This window comes from Nocardiopsis synnemataformans, from assembly GCF_965343085.1.
Classification (GTDB): domain Bacteria; phylum Actinomycetota; class Actinomycetes; order Streptosporangiales; family Streptosporangiaceae; genus Nocardiopsis; species Nocardiopsis alborubida.
Genome location: NZ_CBDRFA010000020.1, coordinates 98347 through 117639 on the forward strand (window position 1 = coordinate 98347; position 19293 = coordinate 117639).

The window sequence follows — 19293 nt, forward strand, 5'->3', positions numbered from 1 at the left end:
CTCAGGTCAGCGGGGAATCTTGACGTGGACCGACGCGTTACACCCCGCGAGACCGCACAAGCGCCTGGAGGCACCCACACGATGGCCGAGCGAGCACTTCGCGGCACCCGGCTCGGGGCGACGAGCTACGAGAACGACCGCAACACCGACCTGGCTCCGCGGCAGGAAGTCACCTACGACTGCACCCGGGGCCACCGCTTCTCGGTCACCTTCGCGACCGAGGCAGAGATTCCCGCCGAGTGGGAGTGCCGTTTCTGCGGCGACCGCGCCCTGCGGAGGGACGGCTCCGGCGAGGAGCCCAAGAACGCCAAGCCCACGCGCACCCACTGGGACATGCTGCTGGAGCGCCGGAGCATGGAGGACCTGGAGGAGGTCCTCGCCGAGCGCCTGGCCCTGCTCCGCGCCCGCCGCCGCGAGGAGGCGGCCAAGGTGGAGGAGCTCGCCAGGCAGCGGCAGAGCGCCTGACGCCCCGCGACACCCGGGGGCGGCGGACACGGTCCGCCGCCCCTTCGTCGTGTCTGGGTGTTTAGTCCCGCTGGAAGGGATCGCGGGTGATGCCCACCAGTTCCTTCACCGACCCGATCACACGGGTCGGGCGGTAGGGGAACTGCTCGGCGGTCTCGCGCCCGGAGATGCCCGAGAGCACCAGCACGGTTTGGAGGCCCGCCTCCAACCCGCTGAGCACGTCGGTGTCCATCCGGTCGCCCACCATCAGGGTGTTCTCCGAGTGCGCGCCGATCCGGCGCAGCGCCGACCGCATCATCAGCGGGTTGGGCTTGCCCACGAAGTAGGGGCGTCGGCCGGTGGCCTTCTCGATCAGCGCGGCGACCGCGCCCGTGGCGGGCAGCGGACCCTCGGCGCTGGGACCGGTTTCGTCGGGGTTGGTGGCGATGAACCGGGCGCCGCCGCGGACCAGCCGGATCGCGCGGGTTATGGCCTCGAAGCTGTAGGTGCGGGTCTCACCGAGCACCACGTAGTCGGGGTCGTGCTCGGTCATCACGTAGCCGACGTTGTGCAGGGCGGTGGTCAGGCCGGACTCGCCGACGACGTAGGCCGACCCGTTGGGGCGCTGGGTCTGGAGGAACTGGGCGGTGGCCAGGGCCGACGTCCAGATCGACTCCTCGGGGATGTCCAGGCCCGAGCCGAGCAGACGTGCTCGCAGATCGCGGGGGGTGTACATGGAGTTGTTGGTCAACACCATGAACGGGATCCCGTTCTCGCGCAGCTCCGCGATGAGTTCGTCCGCGCCCGGGATGGGGTGCTGCTCGCGTACGAGCACGCCGTCCATGTCGAATAGGTAGTTCCACTCGTTGCTCACGTGCCCCATTGTGCCGTCAGGGGCAAGGAGCACGCCATTCCCACCCCCCGGTAGCCGGGCACCCTCACACCGGTCCGGCCCCGGTCGCGGGCTCCTCCTCGGGGAAGCGCCCGTCCAGGTGTTCGCGGGCGGCCGGGGATGCCCGTCCCGTGCGCGTCGCGCCGGGCGGCCGGAAGCCGGGCCCGGTCTCAGATCGGCGGCCACGGCACCGCGGGCCAGTCCGGCGCCGGGTAGGGGTGGATGCCGTGCCGGATGAGCAGGTCCACCCGGCTGCGCACCGCGTAGGCCTCCGGGCCGGTCAGGTGCAGCGCCAGCTCCCGGGACAGGGCGCTGTCCGCGTCGGCGAGCTGGTCGCGCACCGACCCCAGGGCCTCCAGGGCGTCCGGGAGCAGCGGCTGGCCCTGCCACTGCCACAGCACGGTGCGCAGCTTGTAGTCCTCGGCGAGGGAGACCCCGTGGTCGCAGCCGTACAGGTGTCCGCCGGGGGTGGGCAGCAGGTGGCCGATCTTGCGGTCGGAGTTGTTGATGACCGCGTCGAACACCGCCATGCGGCGCAGGTCGGCGTTGTCGGTCTCCCGCGCCAGGGCGACCAGGTCCACGGTGGTGTCGCCGTGCACCCACAGCTGCACCATGCCCTCGCCGAACGGACCGTCGCGGTGCACCGTGGGCGGGACGACCGCCCAGCCCAGCGCCTCGGAGACGGCGTGGGCGCTGACCTCGCGCCCGGCCAGGGTGCCGTCGGGGAAGTCCCACAGCGGCCGCTCCCCCGCCACCGGCTTGTACACGCAGGCGGCGGAGCGCACACCGTCGGAGACGGTGCAGTACAGGGTGGCGTTGGAGGCGGCGGTCAGCCGCCCCTCCACGGTGATCTCGCCGGTGCGGAGCAGGTCGAGCCCGACGGCCGGGCTGAGGCCGTCGAAGGCGTCGGCGGTGTCCCTCATCGCGGGCCCCCGGGTCTGCGCGCCCGGTGGCCCGCCGCTGGTGTGCTCATCCGCGCCTCAGACGAGGCTGTCCGGCCGGTAGCCGTTCTGGCGTACGCAGATGTGGCCGTTGGGGTCGAGCGGGCGTCCGCACAGCGGGCAGTCCGGGCGTCCGGCGGCGACCACCTTCAGCGCGCGTCCGGCGAAGGAGCGGGCGGCGCCGGGGGTGAGGTAGACGCGCAGGACGTCGCGGTGGGCGGGGGCCTCCTCGGCGAAGACCTCCAGCTCCTCCTCGTCGTCCTCGACCAGGTCCTCGCCCGCGGTCTCGTCGATCTCCTGGGCCTCGATGATGACGCGGGCGGCCTCGGCGTCCCAGGCCAGGGCCAGGGTGCCGACCCGGAAGTCCTGCTCGATGGGCTGCTCCAGGGGAGCGTCGTCCTCGGGCGGGGCGGTGTCCTCCGGCGGGGAGCCGAAGCGCCGGTGCACCTCTTCCAGTAGTTCCTCGATGCGGGTGGCGAGCGCCTCGACCTGCGCCTTCTCCAGAACCACGCTGGTGATGCGCCCCTCGCCCACGGCTTGGAGGAAGAAGGTGCGGTCTCCCGGCTGGCCCACGGTCCCCGCGACGAACCGCTCCGGCGGATTGAACTGAAAGACGGGCATGGCAAGAACCTTACGGGATGCGGGCGTCCCGGTGCCAAACCCGTCGGACGCGCTGGTGAGCCGTGCTGGAGGCGGGGAGCCGGGCGTCGGACGGGCGTGCGCCGCGCCACGGCGCCTTGCCTTCAACAAATGTTGAGGTTGTTGGTTCGTCCCAGCGGGACGGCCCACCGGTGCCGGGGCCGTCCAGGGGTTCGGTACCCGGAAGTCCCCTGACGATCCGCCGGGGCGGGAGCGGGCCCGTCAGGGTGCGTCGGCGGCGGTCTCCTGGGAACCGGCGCCGCCGCCCACGGCCGCGTCCCCGCTGGCCTCGGCGGGGGTCGGCAGACTGGCGGGCAGGCTCTCCCCGGTGTCGTTGAGCTTGTTGAGGAAGGGACGGGTGCGTGTGTAGGTGATGGAGGTGACCGAACAGGGGTCCACCCGCAGGCGCTGGAAGAGGTCCAGGTGCATGCCGAGGGCGTCGGCGACGATGGACTTGATGATGTCGCCGTGGCTGCACACCACGTACACGGGCGGGTCCTCGGGCGCGGACGGGGCGTCGGCGGCGGAGGCCGCGTGCGGCGCTGAGAGCAGGCGGCTGTTCCAGTCGCGGACGGCCGCGACGGCGCGGGCCGAGGACGCGGCGAGGGCCTCCCCGCCGGGGAAGCGCGCGGCGCTGGGGTGGTCCTGCACCACGCGCCAGAGGGGCTCGTCGGACAGCTCACCGAGACCGCGGCCGGTCCAGGAGCCGTAGTCGCACTCGACGAAGCGCTCGTCGGTGGTGACGGGGACGCCGAGCTGCGCGGCGACGGCCTCGGCGGTCTCCTGGCAGCGTTCGAGCGGGCTGGAGACGAGGACCGCCGGGCGGAGCCCGGTGAGCCGACCGGCCAGGTGCGCGGCCTGGACGCGGCCGGTGTCGTTGAGGTGGACGCCCGCGGCGCGCCCCGCGAGGCGGGGGCCGGTGGCGTCGGTCATCCCGTGCCGGATGAGGAGGAGGGTGACCGCCTCGGGCGGGGGCGGCGGGGTCGGGGTGTCCTGGGGTGCTGCGGGTGTCGCCATGGTCACAGGGTAGGCCCGGAACGGACGGGAGCGCGGGACCCCGGCCGGGGTCGCGGGAACGGTGTGCCGGGGCGGGCGCGGTGTCGGCGCCGCCGCGTCGCCCGAGGGCGCCAGCGCCCCGGCCCGCACGGAGACGGCGGATCCGGGCCACCAGGTTCGGGCCCCCCGCTCCCGGCCCCGGGACACGGCCGTGAGCGCGGCGAACGCCCCGGTGGCGGCCGCCCCGGAGGGATGTGGCGAGGGTGTGTCCGGGGACGACGTCGGACGGACGCGGTACTCTCCGCCGCATGGAACAGCGACAGGTGGGCAGATCAGGGCTCTGGGTCTCACGTACCGCTCTCGGCACGATGACCTGGGGCAAGGACACCTCCGAGGAGGAGGCCGGGCAGCAGCTCACCGCGTTCGTCGACGCGGGCGGCACGCTCGTGGACACCGCGGACATCTACACCGGCGGCCAGAGCGAGCGGGTCCTGGGACGCCTGCTGCGCGCCTCGGTGCGCCGCGAGGACGTGGTGGTGGCCACCAAGACCGGCCACACTCCCGACGGCTACCGGCCGGTGGACGCCTCCCGGCGGCACCTGCTGGCCTCCCTGGACGCCTCGCTGCGGCGCCTACAGACCGACTACGTGGACCTGTGGCAGCTGCACGTGTTCGATCCCGCCACCCCGCCCGAGGAGTCGCTGGCCGCGATGGAGACTGCCGTGGCGGCGGGCAAGGCCCGCTACGTGGGCACGGGGAACCTGGAGTCGTGGCAGTTCGCGACCCTGGCCACCTGGCAGCGCGCGCGGCCCGGACGGGTGCCCCTGGTGAGCGTGGGGACCGAGTACTCGCTGCTCAACCGGAGCGCCGACCACGGTCTGCGGCCCGCCGCGGCGGTGGCCGGGGCCCACCTCATCGCGTGGTCGCCGCTGGGCCGCGGTGTGCTCACCGCCAAGTACCGCAACGGGACGCCGCCGGACTCGCGGGCGGCGTTCCCCCACATGGCGCCGTACGTGGAGCCCTACCTGGACGAGCGCAGCCGCCGGGTGGTGGAGTCGGTGTGCACGGCGGCCGAGGGGCTGGGCGTGTCGCCGCTCGCGGTGGCGCTGAGCTGGGCGCGCGACCAGGAGGGCGTGGCCGCGGCGGTGGTCGGACCGCGCACCCTCGCGCAGCTGGAGGAGATCCTGGGTGTGGAGGGCGTGGAGCTGCCGCCCAAGATCCGCGACGCGCTCGACGACGCCACGGCGCGCCCCGAGCGCTGACGCCCCTCCTCCGGTCGGTGCTCCCCGATCCCCGCCTCCGGGCCCCGGACGCGGGGACGCGAACGACCACGACGGCCTCGGGTCGCCCTCTCCCCCGATCCCCGGTCCCCGGGCCGCGCGAACCAGCGGACGCCCCTCCGGTGACCGCGCCCGCCCCACCCGCGCGGTGCGCCCACCGCCGGCCCCACGGTGAGCGAGCCCTCCGACGGGCCCGCCCTCACCGCACGGCGGACCCCCGTTGGTTCCTGGTGCGGCCGGACCGGTCAGACCCGGGCCGCGGGCGGGATCGCGAAGTTCTTGTCGAACACGTTGTGCGGGTCGTACACGGCCTTGAGGGCCCGCAGCCTGTCCAGGGTGGGTTCGGGGAAGGCCCGCGCCAGCGCCTCGGGGCCGGTGCGGGTGTCGAAGCTCAGGTACATGCCCTCCAGGTGCTTGTCCAGGTCCGCCCACCGTTCGTCCATGCGCGCGGCGCTGCGGGTCGCCGTCATGGCCGCCAACGAGAAGTTCTGCGACCGGTGGGCGTAGGCGGTGGCGTCGGCCGCGACGTCGTTGACCGCACCGCCGACCTGTCTGAGCTGCATGAACATGACGTCGCCCGAGGCGAGTAGCCCGGCCAGCCCCTCGGCCGCGTCCGGGGTGATGTGGCGCAGCAGGCCCGAACGCGACTCGGGCAGCCCGTGGCCCTGGTGCGGCCCGTCGGCGCGGACGAGGAGGGCGGAGTAGGGCGCGAGCTGGGCGCGCTGGTCCAGGACGGGGCCCACGGACAGGAAGGGCTCCAGCGCCTGCACGGCCAGGTCGGTGTCGTCCCCGGCGTGGACCACCATGGCCTGGGCCGCGGGACCGCGTCCGCCGCGCGCGGGGCCCGTGGTGAGGAAGGCGGTGACCTCGCGCGGCGCGGCCTCGGCGACCTCTCCCCAGGCCCGGAGGAAGGCGGCGGTGTCGGTCGCGTCGTAGACGAACTGGCCGAGGACCACGTCGCGCACGGGGGCGGCCGTGGCCTCGACGGCGGTGAGCACGCCGAAGTTGGCGCCCGCGCCGCGCATGGCCCAGAACAGGTCGGGGTGGTGCCGGGCGTCGGCGCGCACGGGCGTTCCGTCCGCGGTGACGACCTCGACGGCGGTGACGTTGTCGATGGTCAGGCCGTGGGCGCGGGCCATGTAGCCCAGGCCGCCGGTGGTGGCCAGGCCCCCGACGCCCACTCCCCCGTGGTCGCCCGAGCTGAGGGCCAGGCCGTGGGCGGCGAGGGTGTCGGCGACCTCGCCCCAGCGGGCCCCGGCGCCGAGCCGGACCAGGCCGGAGTCGGCGTCCAGGACCTCGACGCCGTTCATCCGCGAGAGGTCCACGACGACGCCGCCGTCGCCGGTGGAGCGCCCGCTGATGCCGTGGCCGCCGCTGCGCACGTGCAGTTCGGCGTCCTGGGCGCGGGCGTGGGCGAGGGCCTCGGCGACCTCTTCGGCGCTCCCGGGGCGCAGGACCAGGCCCGGTGAGCCGTGCTGCATGTAGCCGTGGCGGACGCGGGCGTAGGCGCGGTCGCCGGGTTCGACGGCGTGCTCGCGCAGGCTCTCGGGGACGGCGTCGTAGTCGATGCCGGAACGGCGCGCGGCCAGGGAGGCGGCGGCGCGGGCCGGTCCGGTGGCGGTGCCCGCGTCGGCGCGCTCCCGGTCGACGGCCTCGCGCAGGGCGGGGGCGACCTCGGCGCCGAAGGTCTGGATGGCGCGCGGGTCGTCGGTGCCCACGATGAACGTGGAGTAGCCGTGTTCGAGGACCAGGGGCAGCAGGTCGTCGACCCACTGCTCGGGCGGGCCCTGGAGGAAGTCCTTGCCGGTGGGCAGGAAGGCGCTCTGGCCGAGGTTGAGCATGCGGCGGACCTGGCGGGGGTCGCGCCCGGCGGCGAGCGCGGCCTCGTCGATGGTCCGGTGGGAGTCGGCCATGTCCTCCAGCTTGAGGTAGCCGAGGCTGGGCAGCCAGCCGTCCGCCTTGGCGCCGACCAGGCGCAGCATGCGGGGCTTGTAGGCGCCCAGGCTGATGCCGATCTCGTGGGCGGGCGCGGGGCCGCGCTTCATGCCGCGCACGCGGTGGTGCTCCCCGTCCACGCGGACGCCGCCGCGGGCGTCGGTGTCCCAGACGGCGCGGATGACGTCGATGCCCTCGCTGAGCGCGTCGACGGCCTGGCGCGGGGTGAGGCGCCTGCCTCCCATGGCCTCGATGCCGTCCCAGAAGGCCCCGGCGCCCAGGGCGAGTTCGAGACGGCCGTGGGAGAGCAGGTCGAGGCTGGCGGCGGCGCGGGCGAGCACCCCGGGCGGGCGCAGGGGCAGGTTGAGGACGTTGGCCGACACCCGCAGGCGCGTGGTGCGCGCGGCGACCCAGCTGAGCAGGGTCCAGGTGTCGAGGAAGCCGGGGTTGTAGGGGTGGTCCTGGAAGGTGGCCAGGTCCAGTCCGGCCGCCTCGGTGAGTTCGGCGAGCGCGACCGTGCGGTCCGGGTCCTGCGCCGCGGGTGTGACGAAGGTGCCGAACCTCAGGGGGTGTCCGTAGTCGGGCATGGGTTCTCTCCTCGGGGGGAAGCCGAAACTAGTTTGCTGAACCAACGATGTTGGCAACAACTTATCTTGTGTTCCACCTATTCCTGGTAACCTCGGGGCATGGCACTCCCCACTCCGAAGCCCGGCCGGCCCCCGGCAGAGGCCGCGGACCCGGTTCCGGCCTCGGTCACCGGCACGGCCGCGGACGCGTCCGCGGACCCAGACGCGGGCGCGAACTCGGTCCCGGTCGCAGGCGCGGACTCGGTCCCGGACCCGGATCCGGAGCAGGACACGAACCTGGGGTGGTCGTTGGCCGTGGTCCTGCGCCGGTGGCACGAGCGGGTGGAGGCGGTCCTGGACGGCGTCCCGCACGGCAGCCGCGGCTACCACGTGCTCACCGCGGTCTCGCTCGACGAGCCCCCCACGCAGGCGGCCCTGGCCGAGCGGCTGCTGATCGACCGCAGCGTGATGACCTACCTCCTCGACGACCTGGAGGAGGCCGACCTCGTGCGGCGCCGGGTCGACCCCGGCGACCGGCGGGTACGGCGGGTGTGCGCCACCGCGCACGGCCACGAGGTCCTGGCCTCGGTCAGCGAACGGGTGCGGGAGGTGGAGGAACAGGTCCTGGCGGGTCTGGACGCGCCCGCGCGCGAGCTGTTCCGCGGAATCGCCCAGCGCGCGGCCGTCGCCATCCAGGAGTCCTCCCCCACGACCGACCCGTGCGCGGCCGTGCGGCAGGTCGTCGGCGAGGGGGACCCGGCCGGGGAGCCCGGAAAACGGGAGGGGCAGGGCAAGCGGGAAAGGCGGGGGAAGCGGGAGAACCAGGGGCGTTCGCGGGGTTAGGGAAGCTCCGAAGCGCGCCCGGGAGGCCCGGGGAGTCCGGGGAACCGGGGCAGGCGTCGGCGGGCGGACCCCGGGAGCGGGAACTGAGCGTCGTCGCCAGTCGATAGGCTCCCCCAGAGTCCGTGAACCGTATGACGAGGGGAACCGCCCGAGGTGTCCGAGGCAGAACAGGTCAGTGCTGTCCTTGACCGGATGGGCGCGCCGGGCGCCCTGGCGCCCCGGCTGCTGGGCGTGCTGGGGCCGGGAGCCGCCGCCGCGCTGGACGCGAACCCGTGGCTGCTGCTGCGCCTGCCGCAGGTGAGCGCGGAGCAGGCCGACTTCTGCGCCCGCAGGCACCTGGGCGAGGGGGCGCGGCCCGACGACCCCCGAAGGCTGGCGGCGTTCACCGAGCACGTGCTGCGGATGTCCGCCGCGCGCGGGCACACCGTGGTGGAGGAGAAGAAGCTGGCCTCGGTGGTCGGCAAGCTCGGAGTGGCCGATCCGGCCGCCGCGCTGGAGGCGGCCGTGGCCGACGGAAGCGCGGTGGTGCTGGAGAGCACCGACGAGGACGACGACGACTTCGACTTCAGCGAGGGCGGGGTGCCGGACCTGCCCGACCCCGAGCTGTTCTACGCCCTGCCCGACGTGGGGCACGCCGAGCAGCGGTTGGGCGACCAGCTGCTGCGGCTGATCGGCGGCAACGAGCCGATCATGGACTCGGCGACCGCGGGCGAGACGGTGGACGCGGCCGTGGAGCAGGGCGGTTTCGCGGTCTCGGACCGTACGCGCGAGGCCCTGGTGACGGTGGCCCTGCGTCCGGTGACGGTGCTGCGGCACGGCCCCGGCGACGCCGCGGAGGTCGCGCGGGCGCTGGTGTGCATGGACGCGATCGCCACCGACAGCCAGGTGGGGATCGCGGTGGCGGCGCCGACCGCGCAGGCCGCGGCGGCGGTCAACGCCGAACTGGCGCGGGTCCGCGGGGAGCGGGCCGCGGCCGGGGGTTCCGAGGGGGCGCGGGCTCCCGTGGAGACCGGAGGGAAGCCGGAGACCGGAGGGAAGCCGGAGACCGGAGGGAAGCCGGAGACCGGGGACACCGAAGAGACACCGGAGTCCGAGGGCGCTGAGGAGGCTGAGGACCCTGACACGCAGGGGTCCGAAGAGGCCGAGGAAGCCCAGGAGGCACAGGAAACACAAGGGGGGCAGGAACCCGAAGAGGCCCCGAAGCCCCCCGTACGGGCGGTGTCGCTGTCCGAACTGCTGGCGCAGGCGCCGGTGAGTGCCGGGCTGGTGGTGCTGTGCGAGGCGATGTCGGTGGGCGCGGCCCGTGCCGCCGAACTGGCATCGGTGTGCGCGGACGAGGCCCACCTGGTGCTGCTGGCCGACCCGAGCCAGGCGCCGTCGGCGACGCCGGGCCAAGTGGTGCTGGACGTGGCCGCGTCGCGGACCGCGCACGTGGCCGAGGTGGCCGACGACAGCGCGCCGGGGCCGATCGCGGAGCTTGCGGCGGCCGTGGCCGAGGGCGGGGTTCCCGAGGTGGAGGCGCCCGGACGCGAGGTCGTGCGGGTTCTGGCGGCGTCGGCCGAGGAGGCGGTGCACCGGGTGGTGCAGCTGGTGACGGACTCGATTCCGCGCGCGTTGGGGATCGGGGCCGAGCACGTGCAGGTGGTGACCGCGCGGGAGGACGGCCCGGCCGGTGCGCGGGCGGTCAACGCCGCGTGCAAGGAGAGGCTGAACCCGGGCCCGGGTGCGCACGGCGGGTTCGACGTGGGCGACCGGGTGCTGTTCACGGCGGAGGGCCCCGGCTACGGGCCCGGTGACACGGGTCATCTGCGCGAGGTGGACGGCGGCGCCGTGGTGGAGCTGGTCGGCGGCGGCCGGGTGAAGGTCACCGACCCGGCGGCGCTGCGCCCGGGCTGGGCGGTGACGGTGGCCGCCGCGCACGGGGGCCGCTGGCCCGCCGTGGTGGCGGTGTTCCCGCCGGAGGTGCCGGTGTCGCGGCCGCAGGTGTACACGACGCTGACCCGCGCGACGCGGCACGTGTCGTTGGTGGACGCGACCGGCGGCGGGTTGGAGACCGGGGTGCGGGAGAACGCGGCGAAGGAGCGGACGACCCGCCTGATGAGGATCCTGCGCGAGGGGTAGGGGTTCGCCGCGCACACGGGGACGGTCCCTCGCCGGCTACCGTGCGGTCCCTTCGTTCCCCGTACTGGATGAACGCCGCAGGGTGGCCTCAGGCGTGCGACAGGAACCGGCTCCGCCCAGGGGCGGGCGGGGCCGGTTTGCACTACTTCGCTACTGGCCGCGCACCGCAGCCAGTAGCGCCGTCCACTCAGAAGCCTCGGCCGACAGGTGACCCAACTCCCGGTGCTGAGTGTCCCGAACGTGGGTGGCAGGCCCTTCCGCGACCTCCACACAGTCCCCACCCCGGCCGTCGCTGTAGCTGGACTTGTGCCAGGAACCGTTCTCGGCGGTGCTCATCACAGACCTTTCATTCTCGCATGGAGGATTTCGAGGGACCGTCGTGGAGACAGCGCTTCGGCTACTGGCCGCGCACAGCGTTCATCAGCGCGTTCCACTCCGATGCGGGCACCGTGAGGTAACCCAACTCCCGATTCTGGGTGTCACGAACCAGCGTCTCAGAGCCCTCGCTAACCTCGACACAACTTCCGCTACCGCTGCTGTAGCTGGCCTTATGCCACACACGTTCCGTCATCACTCAACCATCTCTCGCACCATCTGGAGTGACGCCGACTCCGAATGTGCTTCTCCTTGGAGAAGCCCGAAGGTGGTCACGCACTCCTGATACCGGTCCTTGTCGCTGACCACTGTCTCCCCAGTCATGTACTCCGCAGAAGCCACAGAAGGTTCATCTGCAAAGGTGTACAACCGGAAGGGACCCCCGCTTCCGTAGTGCCTCTTAGTGCCCCGGGGGATGATCTGCACACGTACCCTACCGCTCCCCATCTCGCGGAGAACACGCTGCACCTGCTCATGCAGCAACTCAGGACCACGGTTCCCGACTTGCTGATGGAACACCGCCTCAGTGATGAGGAAGAGCATCAGCGGCCGGGGCTCCTCCCCTAGGAGGCGCTGCCGGGCCATACGCCCCTGCACAAGTTGGTCGATCGAAGTCGAAGCCATCCCGGGGAAGATGTCTTCGAAGACCGCGCGAGCGTACTCCTCAGTCTGGAGTAAGCCGGGAAACACCAGCGGTTGGAACTCTCGAATCTGGGTGGCCGCCCCCTCCAACTCAGGCAACTCCGCAAACCGGAACGGCGTTTTCACCTGACGGCTGGCTTTCTCCCACTCCTCAGCGATGCGCCCTCCGGCTTTGAGAGCTTCGTCCAGCTTGTTGACGTACTTCTCATCGACCTTCCGTGCGCCGGTCTCCCACGAGGAGTAACAGCTTCCGACGACGCCGAGCACCTTGGCGATGTCGACTTGCAGCAGGCCAAGGGCATCGCGGTGTTTCCGCATCTGCTTCCCGAAGTACTTCCACGCGGGGTCAGTGGGTCGCTTCGTCACGAGTTCCTCCAGGACTTCACTGAGAGGAACATATTACACAGGACTTTCTCCCCATGGGAGGAGTCTTCTGTGGAATCTCCAATCGCACGACGGTTGCGTGAAGTCTCTTGAACTGGTCACTTCACTGAGAGATCGTGTGATCACGGAGGACCGGCTGTGGAATTCGGAGAATTCTTCACACTGCACCGCGGAAGCCTTGTGGTGTGACGAAAGCCTTGAAATATGACACACCGGCCGAAAAGAAGCCCCGGAGACCGAAGTTGGAAGCGGTCTCCGAGGCAAGGTGCTCCACCCCGAGACACCCGAGGTGAGACATGAACAAGCCTATCGTCCAGGCCCCGGCACTTCCACGCCGACTGTGCGGAACCGTCACCAAATCAGGCATCCTGCTCGGCCCCGACCTCGGTCACGTCAAGATCGCACGTCGCTGGGCCGCGCAGGCCACCCGTTCCCGGCCGAGCCTGGCCGAACCGGTCAGCGTCGCCGTAAGCGAGATGACCACGAACGCACTGCGTCACTCGGCCTCCGGCCTCCCCGGAGGCACCATCCGTGTGGAGATCGAACGCACTCCGCGCCACCTGGAGCTACGGGTGACCGACAACGGGCCGAAGCAAGGGATGGCCGCCACGTTCCCGCGCGTGCCCGCCCCCCAACCCCTGCGCCCCGGCGGCAACGGGCTGCGCCTGGTCGAGGCCCTGTGCTCCTACTGGGACTGGAAGCAGCACTCCTGCGGCGCGATCACCGTCCGCGCGGTCTTCCCCTGGTGACCCATTTCCCCTGGTAACCCAGTCGCTCCAGGCTCCGTGCCGTCCCCCCGTGGCGGCGCGGACAAAGGGCCGGTGACCTCCGTACCGGCCCTGGGCCCCGCCTCTTCCTTCCCCGGGGAGGCGGGGCCACCAGCCACCCCACCCGCTCCACCGCTTCCTTCCAGCACGCTCATCGAACACGGAAAGCCCCTCATGCCCGACTACCGCGACCTCCTCGACGGCCGCCCCGACGTCCTCACCCCCGGCGAAGTCGCCGCCCTGTTCAACGTGCGCCCCCGCAGCCTCCACCGAGGCGACTGGGACAGCGTGCTCAAACCGTTCCGCACTCCGGGCGGAGCACGGCGCTACCCCAAGGAACACATCGCCACCCTCCTACACCAGCCGGACCCCACGACCTCCCCGTGAGCCTGCGCGAAGTCCGTCCTCTCACACCTCATCGGAGCCAAGCCCAGGCGGATCCTCCAGCAGGCGTCCGCCCGTTTTCGAGGCGACAAGGCGACACGGGGGGCCGGTCACGCGGACCGCAGCCGCGACCGGGATCGGGGACGGCGGTTCAGTGGAAGTACTGGCGGCACTCGCCCGTGAACACCGAGCCCAGTTCCGCGCGCAGCGCCTCCCGGGCGCGCTCGGCGACTCCGGGCCCACCACGGTAGACCTGGGTGGCCAGCCCCTCGGCCACGGCGGCCACGCGGGCGGCGGCCGCGACGGCGTCCACGTCCGCCTCCACCTCACCGCACTCCACACCGTTGCCCACCGCACGGGCGATCTCGGCGTGCAGCGCGTCCGCGGTGCGCGCGTCCACCTCGGCCAGGGCCGGGTTCTCCAGGGCCCGTCCGGCGAAGACGCGGATCACCCGGAACTCCGCCCGGCGGGATTCGTCCAGCGGCAGGTGCTCGGCCAGGGCGGCCAGCAGGATCTCCGCGATGGTCCTCTCGTGCCGGGCCCCCTCGCCGACGACGTCCGCGACGCGGGTGGCGACGGCCGTGCTGACCCGCTCGAACGCGTGCAGCAGCATGTCGTCCTTGGACGGGAAGTAGTGCTGCACGAGTCCGACGGAGATCCCCGCGCGCGCGGCCGTGCGGGCCACGGTCACGGCGTCCAGCCCCCGTTCGGCGATCAGTTCGCACACGGCGCCGGTGATCTGCGTGCGCCTCTGGGCGTGGTCTGCGGTTCTTGGCACCGGATAACCGTATCATGGTACGGTCATAATCGTATGGAGATACGGTTATCGAAAGGCCCTCTCATGCCCCTCCCCCTCACGCACGTCCCCCTCGCCCTGCTGCTCGCCTTGGTCCCCGTGGCCGCAGCAGTCCCGTCAACCCCCGCCCCCTCCGCGTTCCCGGCAGCCCCGACAGCTCTCGTCGCCCCATCGGCAACTCCCGCGACCCCGACAGCGCCTACGGCCCCACCGGACGGCGCGGCTCCCACCGACCCCGCCGGGATGGACGCCTACGTCCAGGAGCGGATGGAGGCCACCAACACCCCCGGGCTGGCCTACGCCGTGGTCGGCCCCGAGGGCGTCGAGCACCGGGGGGCCTTCGGCGTGGACGGCGACGGCGCCCCGGTCGACGAGCACACCCCGTTCCTGTGGGGGTCGGTGGCCAAGCCCGTGACCGCCACCGCCGCGCTGGTCCTGGCCCGGGAGGGGCGCCTGGACCTGGACGCCCCGGTCGAGGAGTACCTGCCGGTCTTCGCGGAGTTCGGCGCCGACCCCACCGTGCGCGACCTGCTCACCCAGACCTCGGGCCTCACCGCGCGGACCGCCGCCGCCACCAGCGACCTCTACGGCGAGGAGGCCCCGGGTCTGGACGCCCGGGTGGCCCGGATCGCCGCCTCGGAACCGGGGGACCCGGGCACGCACGAGTACAGCAGCGCGAACTACCTCGTGCTGGGCGCCGTCATGGAGGAGGTGACCGGCGACTTCGGCGCCCACCTGAGCGCGAGCGTCCTGGAACCGACGGGGATGGACGGCGTCTTCACCAGCGCGGCCCAGGCTCGGGAGGCGGGGCTGAGCGCCGGGCACCGCACGCTGTGGGGCGTGCCGGTGGCCGACGCCGACGGCGTGGACGACGCGGGGGCGGCCTACGGCTACATGGGCGGGGACATCACCGACCTGGCCGCGTTCGCGCGGGCGCAGCTGGAGGCGGAGCCTCCCGTGCTGGACGCCGCCGCCCTGGAGCGGGCCCGCACGGGGCTGGTCCCGGTTCCCGGTTCGGCGCAGGAGTACGGCCTGGGCTGGCGTGACACCGCCCTGTCCGACCTCGGTGAACCGATCGTCTTCCACGGCGGGTCGACCCCGGGGTACGTGGCGATCGTGGTGGTGCTGCCCGAGCGCGAGAGGGCGGTGGTGGTCCTCCAGAACACCTACGACATGCTGCGCGACAACGGGATCCAGGCGGTCGCCTTCGGGCTGGCCCACATGGTCGCGGGCGGCGACTCCCCCTCCTCCCCCGGCACCGACCCGCTGTACCTGGCGTCGGTGTGGACGCCCACGGCCGCCGCGGCGGCGCTGGGGACGGGTGCCGTCGCGGCCGTGCGGGTCCGGCGGCCCCGCCGGTGGGCGACGGGGCTGTGGTCGGCCCTCGGGCTGGTCGCGGTGGTCGCGGCGGTGGGGCTGACGGCGAGCTACGGTCTGCGCCCGGCACTGACGTGGGTCCCCGACGTGACGGCGGCGACGCTGGCCGCGGGCGTGCTCGGCGCGGCCGTCGTGGTCCTGCGCCCGCTGGCGCACCGGCGCGACCCCCGATCCCGGACCTGACCCCCAGCGCACGGGGCGGCTCCGCCGCAGCCTGCCCGGTGGGCCCGGCCGCGGCGGGCGTGCTCAGATCCGGTCGAGGAACCCGCCGTCGACCATCAGGTTCTGCCCGGTGACGTAGGTCGCGGCCGGGCTGGCCAGGAAGGCCACCGCGCGGGCGACCTCGTCGGGGTGGCCCAGGCGGCCGTAGGGGATGCGCTCGCGGACGGACTCGTAGAACTCCGGGTCGCTTTCGCGGCGGCGCTCCCAGCCCCCGCCCCGGAACTCGATCGGTCCGGGCGAGACGGTGTTGACCCGCACCCCCTCCCCCGCCCAGGCGCGGGCCAGCGAGGACGCGTGGTGGTTGAGCGCGGCCTTGACCGCGCCGTAGGAGCGCGGTCCGGCGGGCACGGTGGTGTGCAGCGCCGAGGTGCTGGAGATCAGCACCACCGCGCCGCCGCGCTCGGAGGCCAGCAGGTGGGGCCGGGCCGCCTCGGTCAGGCGCACGAACGGCATCAGGTCGGCCGCGAAGCCGCGTTCCCACTGGTCGGGGGTGGGCGCGCTGCCGCCGGAGACGTTGGACACCAGCACGTCCAGGCCGCCGAGTTCGGCCGCGGCGTCGTCGACGAAGGAGGGCAGCGCGTCGTGGTCGGTGACGTCCAGGGCGCGCGAGAACACCCGGGCGCCGATCTCCTCCAGCTCCCGGGCCGCCTCGGACAGCGGTTCGGGGGTGCGCGCGCAGATCGCGAGGTCGGCGCCCTCGACGGCGAACAGCTGGGCGATGGCCCGGCCGATCCCCCTGCTGGCCCCGGTCACGGCGACCCGCGCCCCCGTCAGTCCCAGATCCATACCCCGTCCCCTTCAATCTCGGCTCGCACGGCCGTCTGCCAGGGTCACACGCGCCGCTTTCAGCACACGGGTGTACACGCCGCACCTGCCCCACGACAGCAGACGGGCGGGCCGCCCCTGAGGGGTGGCCCGCCCGCGTCAACCTACCGCACGCGCGCCGCGGCACCGGTCCGGAGAGCCGGGGTCGGTGCGGCTGGCGCGGTCAGGGCGGTCGGGCCGGTCAGGCCCCGGTGGAGTGGAAGCCGCCGTCGACGTGGACGATCTCGCCGGTGGTGGCGGGGAACCAGTCGGACAGCAGCGCCACGACCGCCTTGGCCGCGGGCTCGGGGTTGGTGACGTCCCAGCCCAGCGGGGCGCGCTCGGGCCAGTGCTTGGCCAGCTCGGAGAACCCGGGGATGCTGCGGGCGGCCATGGTGCTCAGCGGCCCGGCGGAGACCAGGTTGACCCGGATGTTCTGTTCGCCGACGTAGCGGGCCAGGTAGCGGGCGGTGGAGGTCAGCGCGGACTTGGCCACGCCCATCCAGTCGTAGATGGGGTAGGAGACGCTGTTGTCGAAGTCCAGGGCCACGACCGAGCCGCCGTTCTTCATCAGCGGCATCAGCGAGGTGGTCAGCGACTTCAGGGAGAAGGTCGAGGTGTGCATGGCCGTGGCCACGTCCGACCACTCGGTGTTGAGGAAGTTGCCGCCCAGGGCGTCCTGCGGGGTGAAGCCGATGGAGTGCACGACGCCGTCGAGGCCGTCCACGTGCTCGCTGACGCGGGCGGCCAAGGTGCCGAGCTGCTCGTCGTCGGTGACGTCCAGCTCCAGGATCGGGGGTGTCTCGGGCAGGCGCTTGGCGATGCGCTCCACCAGGCTCAGGCGGCCGTAGCCGGTGAGCACGACCGTGGCGCCCTGCTCCTGGGCGAGGCGGGCCACGTGGAAGCCGATGGAGGAGTCGGTGAGCACCCCGGTGACGAGGATGCGCTTGCCTTCGAGGATTCCCATGTTCGGGTCGTCCGTCCTGTCTGTGGTCCGTTGCGGAAGGGGAGCCCTCCCGGTGGCTGGAGGGAGGAAAAGGGAGGCGAACCCGGTCAGTGGCCCATGCCCAGGCCGCCGTCGACGGGGATCACGGCGCCGGAGATGTAGGCGCCGCCGGGCCCGGCCAGGAAGCCCACCGTCCTGGCGATGTCGTCGGTGGAGCCGAGGCGGCCCAGCGGGACGTTCTTCTTGATCTCGGCTTGGCGGTCCTCGGACAGGACCGCGGTCATGTCGGTCTCGATGAAGCCGGGGGCGACGACGTTGACCGTGATGTTGCGCGAGCCCAGCTCGCGGGCCAGGGAGCGGCCGAAGCCGACCAGACCGGCCTTGGAGGCGGCGTAGTTGGCCTGGCCGCCGGAGCCGAGGAGGCCCACCACGGAGGAGATGAGGATGATGCGGCCCGAGCGCTTGCGCATCATGCCGCGCACGGCGCGCTTGGCCACGCGGAAGGAGCCGGTGAGGTTGGTGTCCAGCACGGAGGAGAAGTCGTCCTCGCTCATCAGGGCCAGGAGCTGGTCCTTGGTGACCCCGGCGTTGGCCACGAGCACCTCGACGGGACCCTGCGCCTCCTCGACCTCCTTGAAGGCGGCGTCGACCTGGGCGGAGTCGGTGATGTCGCAGCGGACACCCAGCAGGCCCTCCGGGGGCTCGCCGGAGCGGTAGGTCACCGCGACGTCGTCTCCGCCCGCGGCCAGTTCACGGGCGATGGCCAGACCGATTCCGCGGCTGCCGCCGGTGACCAGTACCGAGCGCGACATAGGGGCTCCTCTTCTCCTGCGGCTGCTGTGATCAGCCACGACGTGGTGTTCCAGGGGGTGGGACCGCATTGCAGCGTACCGAGCTACCCGGCGGTAAACGCAACCGAGGTGGACAACGGCGCCGGTCCGCCCATGCGCGGGGATTCCGGGCGCACAGGAGGCACGCAGGGGGGATGCCCGAACCACGGGGGTCGGGGGTGAGGTGTGTCACCGAGGTCGTTGACGGGAGAACTCTGAGCCGATCGTGGGTGTCGGGAGGGCGGTCAACGGTGAGGGTTCGGAGGCGAGGGGCCTTTGCGGTGGTGGCGCCAGCTGCCGCGATGGGGATCGGGTCGCGGGTAACGCTTGCTGGAGGCGAGGGGTGGAGCTCTGCTGCGTTGGCACCAAGTTTGCACCAACGGCGGGAGTGGCTCCGGGAGGGCGGTCAGCGCTTGCTGTTCGCGCGTGGTTGCTCGCTCCTGCGTCGGCAGCTGCCGCGAGGTGGTGCGGGAGGGCGTTCAACGGTGGGGGTGTGGGGGTGGTTGCTCGTTCCTGCGTTGGCACCAAGGGCGGCGGGTGTCTGGGGTCCCCGTTCAACGCTTTGGCTGCGGGTGGTGGCCGAGGTAGCGGCGTCAGCTGCCGCGTAGTGGTGCGGGAGGGCGTTCAACGGTGGGGGTTCGGGGGCGGTGGGCCTCTGCTGCGTTGGCACCAAAGGCAGCGAGACTGGCGGGCCTTGGGCAGCGGTACCGACCCCCGTGGTGGGAGTGGGCAACGACGGCGGCCGCGTAGGGCGCGAGTCGCTGGTGGATCCCGGGCGCGCCGGAGGTGGGCACAGCAGTGGTAGGCATGGCAGCGGTGGTCCTGGTGGACACGGGTGGTAGCCCTCTTCCCGAAACCGGGGTGTTCATTCCCGGGGTGGTGGGTGGGGTTCGGGCGGGTGTCCCCGTTCGCGGTGGCCCGAGCGGGCTTCCCTTCCGTTGCGTGCCCGGTGGTGTCGCTGGTGCGCGCGCAGTTCGCGCTGGTACTTGGCCCGGTTGTGCGGGCCGCACAACGGTTGCAGGTTCGCCACCACCGTGCGCCCGCCCCGCGAGAAGGAGGTGACGTGATCGGCCTGGCAGAACGCGACCGGCACCTCACACCCGCCCGGA

General features: G+C 72.8%; 20 protein-coding genes. 7 read left to right on the forward strand and 13 right to left on the reverse strand.

From position 1 onward, the window contains the following. Positions 1 to 81: 81 nt before the first annotated feature. Complete coding sequence (locus ACSIH6_RS13990) at positions 82 to 465, forward strand: RNA polymerase-binding protein RbpA (protein ID WP_097637386.1); 384 nt, start codon at positions 82 to 84, stop codon at positions 463 to 465. 61 nt (positions 466 to 526) lie between these two features. Here the strand turns inward: ACSIH6_RS13990 and ACSIH6_RS13995 are convergent, their stop codons facing one another. The 4 genes from ACSIH6_RS13995 to ACSIH6_RS14010 form a co-directional block, all read right to left on the reverse strand. Continuing rightward, positions 527 to 1327, reverse strand: coding sequence for an HAD-IIA family hydrolase (locus tag ACSIH6_RS13995; RefSeq protein WP_435108727.1), 801 nt, complete (start codon positions 1325 to 1327; stop codon positions 527 to 529). A 179-nt stretch (positions 1328 to 1506) separates the two neighbouring features. Further along, positions 1507 to 2259, reverse strand: coding sequence for an SCO1664 family protein (locus tag ACSIH6_RS14000; protein ID WP_435108706.1), 753 nt, complete (start codon positions 2257 to 2259; stop codon positions 1507 to 1509). Between the two features lie 57 nt (positions 2260 to 2316). Then, positions 2317 to 2898, reverse strand: a complete 582-nt coding sequence (locus ACSIH6_RS14005; protein WP_435108707.1) for a DUF3090 domain-containing protein — start codon at positions 2896 to 2898, stop codon at positions 2317 to 2319. Positions 2899 to 3138: 240 nt separating this feature from the next. Then, a complete protein-coding gene (locus tag ACSIH6_RS14010) occupies positions 3139 to 3933 on the reverse strand; it encodes an MSMEG_4193 family putative phosphomutase (RefSeq protein ID WP_435108708.1) in 795 nt (264 codons plus the stop codon). A gap of 287 nt (positions 3934 to 4220) precedes the next feature. Between ACSIH6_RS14010 and ACSIH6_RS14015 the strand changes: the two genes are divergently transcribed. Continuing rightward, the gene (locus ACSIH6_RS14015) at positions 4221 to 5174 is read left to right on the forward strand and encodes an aldo/keto reductase (protein ID WP_435108709.1); all 954 of its coding nucleotides are present in this window, start codon (positions 4221 to 4223) and stop codon (positions 5172 to 5174) included. A 263-nt stretch (positions 5175 to 5437) separates the two neighbouring features. On the opposite strand, the gene ACSIH6_RS14020 is transcribed toward ACSIH6_RS14015, so the two are convergent. Further along, a complete protein-coding gene (locus ACSIH6_RS14020) occupies positions 5438 to 7714 on the reverse strand; it encodes an LLM class flavin-dependent oxidoreductase (RefSeq protein ID WP_435108710.1) in 2277 nt (758 codons plus the stop codon). Positions 7715 to 7813: 99 nt separating this feature from the next. On the opposite strand from ACSIH6_RS14020, the gene ACSIH6_RS14025 reads away from it, so the two are divergent. After that, positions 7814 to 8536, forward strand: a complete 723-nt coding sequence (locus ACSIH6_RS14025) for a MarR family winged helix-turn-helix transcriptional regulator (RefSeq protein WP_435108711.1) — start codon at positions 7814 to 7816, stop codon at positions 8534 to 8536. A 153-nt stretch (positions 8537 to 8689) separates the two neighbouring features. After that, complete coding sequence (locus ACSIH6_RS14030; RefSeq protein ID WP_435108712.1) at positions 8690 to 10657, forward strand: helix-hairpin-helix domain-containing protein; 1968 nt, start codon at positions 8690 to 8692, stop codon at positions 10655 to 10657. Positions 10658 to 10807: 150 nt separating this feature from the next. Here ACSIH6_RS14030 and ACSIH6_RS14035 read toward each other — a convergent pair whose 3' ends face one another. The 3 genes from ACSIH6_RS14035 to ACSIH6_RS14045 all read right to left on the reverse strand — a co-directional run bounded on the left by ACSIH6_RS14035 (position 10808) and on the right by ACSIH6_RS14045 (position 12040). Continuing rightward, positions 10808 to 10993: a DUF397 domain-containing protein gene (locus ACSIH6_RS14035; RefSeq protein ID WP_435108713.1), complete on the reverse strand. Its 186-nt coding sequence runs from the start codon at positions 10991 to 10993 to the stop codon at positions 10808 to 10810. Positions 10994 to 11054: 61 nt separating this feature from the next. Next, a complete protein-coding gene (locus ACSIH6_RS14040) occupies positions 11055 to 11228 on the reverse strand; it encodes a DUF397 domain-containing protein (RefSeq protein ID WP_435108714.1) in 174 nt (57 codons plus the stop codon). Beyond that, positions 11228 to 12040 (reverse strand): helix-turn-helix domain-containing protein, encoded by an 813-nt coding sequence (locus ACSIH6_RS14045; RefSeq protein ID WP_435108715.1) that lies wholly within the window; start codon positions 12038 to 12040, stop codon positions 11228 to 11230. The genes ACSIH6_RS14040 and ACSIH6_RS14045 overlap by 1 nt, the downstream gene beginning before the upstream one ends. A gap of 314 nt (positions 12041 to 12354) precedes the next feature. Between ACSIH6_RS14045 and ACSIH6_RS14050 the strand changes: the two genes are divergently transcribed. Beyond that, positions 12355 to 12807, forward strand: coding sequence for an ATP-binding protein (locus ACSIH6_RS14050; protein ID WP_435108716.1), 453 nt, complete (start codon positions 12355 to 12357; stop codon positions 12805 to 12807). Between the two features lie 192 nt (positions 12808 to 12999). After that, positions 13000 to 13212, forward strand: a complete 213-nt coding sequence (locus ACSIH6_RS14055; RefSeq protein ID WP_435108717.1) for a hypothetical protein — start codon at positions 13000 to 13002, stop codon at positions 13210 to 13212. Positions 13213 to 13360: 148 nt separating this feature from the next. Here the strand turns inward: ACSIH6_RS14055 and ACSIH6_RS14060 are convergent, their stop codons facing one another. Next, positions 13361 to 13987, reverse strand: a complete 627-nt coding sequence (locus tag ACSIH6_RS14060) for a TetR/AcrR family transcriptional regulator (RefSeq protein WP_435108718.1) — start codon at positions 13985 to 13987, stop codon at positions 13361 to 13363. Positions 13988 to 14248: 261 nt separating this feature from the next. Here ACSIH6_RS14060 and ACSIH6_RS14065 point away from each other — a divergent pair, with 261 nt between their 5' ends. Then, a complete protein-coding gene (locus ACSIH6_RS14065) occupies positions 14249 to 15565 on the forward strand; it encodes a serine hydrolase domain-containing protein (protein WP_435108719.1) in 1317 nt (438 codons plus the stop codon). Between the two features lie 63 nt (positions 15566 to 15628). Here ACSIH6_RS14065 and ACSIH6_RS14070 read toward each other — a convergent pair whose 3' ends face one another. From ACSIH6_RS14070 to ACSIH6_RS14085, 4 genes are all read right to left on the reverse strand, one after another. After that, positions 15629 to 16390: an SDR family NAD(P)-dependent oxidoreductase gene (locus tag ACSIH6_RS14070; protein WP_435108720.1), complete on the reverse strand. Its 762-nt coding sequence runs from the start codon at positions 16388 to 16390 to the stop codon at positions 15629 to 15631. A 220-nt stretch (positions 16391 to 16610) separates the two neighbouring features. Continuing rightward, entirely contained in the window at positions 16611 to 17375 is a 765-nt protein-coding gene (gene fabI, locus ACSIH6_RS14075) for an enoyl-ACP reductase FabI (protein ID WP_435108721.1), read from the reverse strand. Between the two features lie 86 nt (positions 17376 to 17461). Next, entirely contained in the window at positions 17462 to 18166 is a 705-nt protein-coding gene (locus ACSIH6_RS14080) for a beta-ketoacyl-ACP reductase (RefSeq protein WP_017564393.1), read from the reverse strand. Positions 18167 to 19049: 883 nt separating this feature from the next. After that, positions 19050 to 19293 (reverse strand): HNH endonuclease signature motif containing protein (locus ACSIH6_RS14085; RefSeq protein ID WP_435108722.1); only part of this gene is annotated, 244 nt, incomplete at its 5' end.

What these genes read in the sequence shown, in the direction of transcription:
- ACSIH6_RS14035 (WP_435108713.1), bottom strand. Translation starts at nt 10,993, where the DNA reads ATGAGCACCGCCGAGAACGGTTCCTGGCACAAGTCCAGCTACAGCGAC.
- ACSIH6_RS14070 (WP_435108720.1), bottom strand. Translation starts at nt 16,390, where the DNA reads ATGGATCTGGGACTGACGGGGGCGCGGGTCGCCGTGACCGGGGCCAGC.
- ACSIH6_RS14000 (WP_435108706.1), bottom strand. Translation starts at nt 2,259, where the DNA reads ATGAGGGACACCGCCGACGCCTTCGACGGCCTCAGCCCGGCCGTCGGG.
- fabI (WP_435108721.1), bottom strand. Translation starts at nt 17,375, where the DNA reads ATGGGAATCCTCGAAGGCAAGCGCATCCTCGTCACCGGGGTGCTCACC.
- ACSIH6_RS14020 (WP_435108710.1), bottom strand. Translation starts at nt 7,714, where the DNA reads ATGCCCGACTACGGACACCCCCTGAGGTTCGGCACCTTCGTCACACCC.
- ACSIH6_RS14055 (WP_435108717.1), top strand. Translation starts at nt 13,000, where the DNA reads ATGCCCGACTACCGCGACCTCCTCGACGGCCGCCCCGACGTCCTCACC.
- ACSIH6_RS13990 (WP_097637386.1), top strand. Translation starts at nt 82, where the DNA reads ATGGCCGAGCGAGCACTTCGCGGCACCCGGCTCGGGGCGACGAGCTAC.
- ACSIH6_RS14010 (WP_435108708.1), bottom strand. Translation starts at nt 3,933, where the DNA reads ATGGCGACACCCGCAGCACCCCAGGACACCCCGACCCCGCCGCCCCCG.
- ACSIH6_RS14065 (WP_435108719.1), top strand. Translation starts at nt 14,249, where the DNA reads ATGGACGCCTACGTCCAGGAGCGGATGGAGGCCACCAACACCCCCGGG.
- ACSIH6_RS14015 (WP_435108709.1), top strand. Translation starts at nt 4,221, where the DNA reads ATGGAACAGCGACAGGTGGGCAGATCAGGGCTCTGGGTCTCACGTACC.
- ACSIH6_RS14025 (WP_435108711.1), top strand. Translation starts at nt 7,814, where the DNA reads ATGGCACTCCCCACTCCGAAGCCCGGCCGGCCCCCGGCAGAGGCCGCG.
- ACSIH6_RS14005 (WP_435108707.1), bottom strand. Translation starts at nt 2,898, where the DNA reads ATGCCCGTCTTTCAGTTCAATCCGCCGGAGCGGTTCGTCGCGGGGACC.
- ACSIH6_RS14040 (WP_435108714.1), bottom strand. Translation starts at nt 11,228, where the DNA reads ATGACGGAACGTGTGTGGCATAAGGCCAGCTACAGCAGCGGTAGCGGA.
- ACSIH6_RS13995 (WP_435108727.1), bottom strand. Translation starts at nt 1,327, where the DNA reads ATGGGGCACGTGAGCAACGAGTGGAACTACCTATTCGACATGGACGGC.
- ACSIH6_RS14080 (WP_017564393.1), bottom strand. Translation starts at nt 18,166, where the DNA reads ATGTCGCGCTCGGTACTGGTCACCGGCGGCAGCCGCGGAATCGGTCTG.
- ACSIH6_RS14050 (WP_435108716.1), top strand. Translation starts at nt 12,355, where the DNA reads ATGAACAAGCCTATCGTCCAGGCCCCGGCACTTCCACGCCGACTGTGC.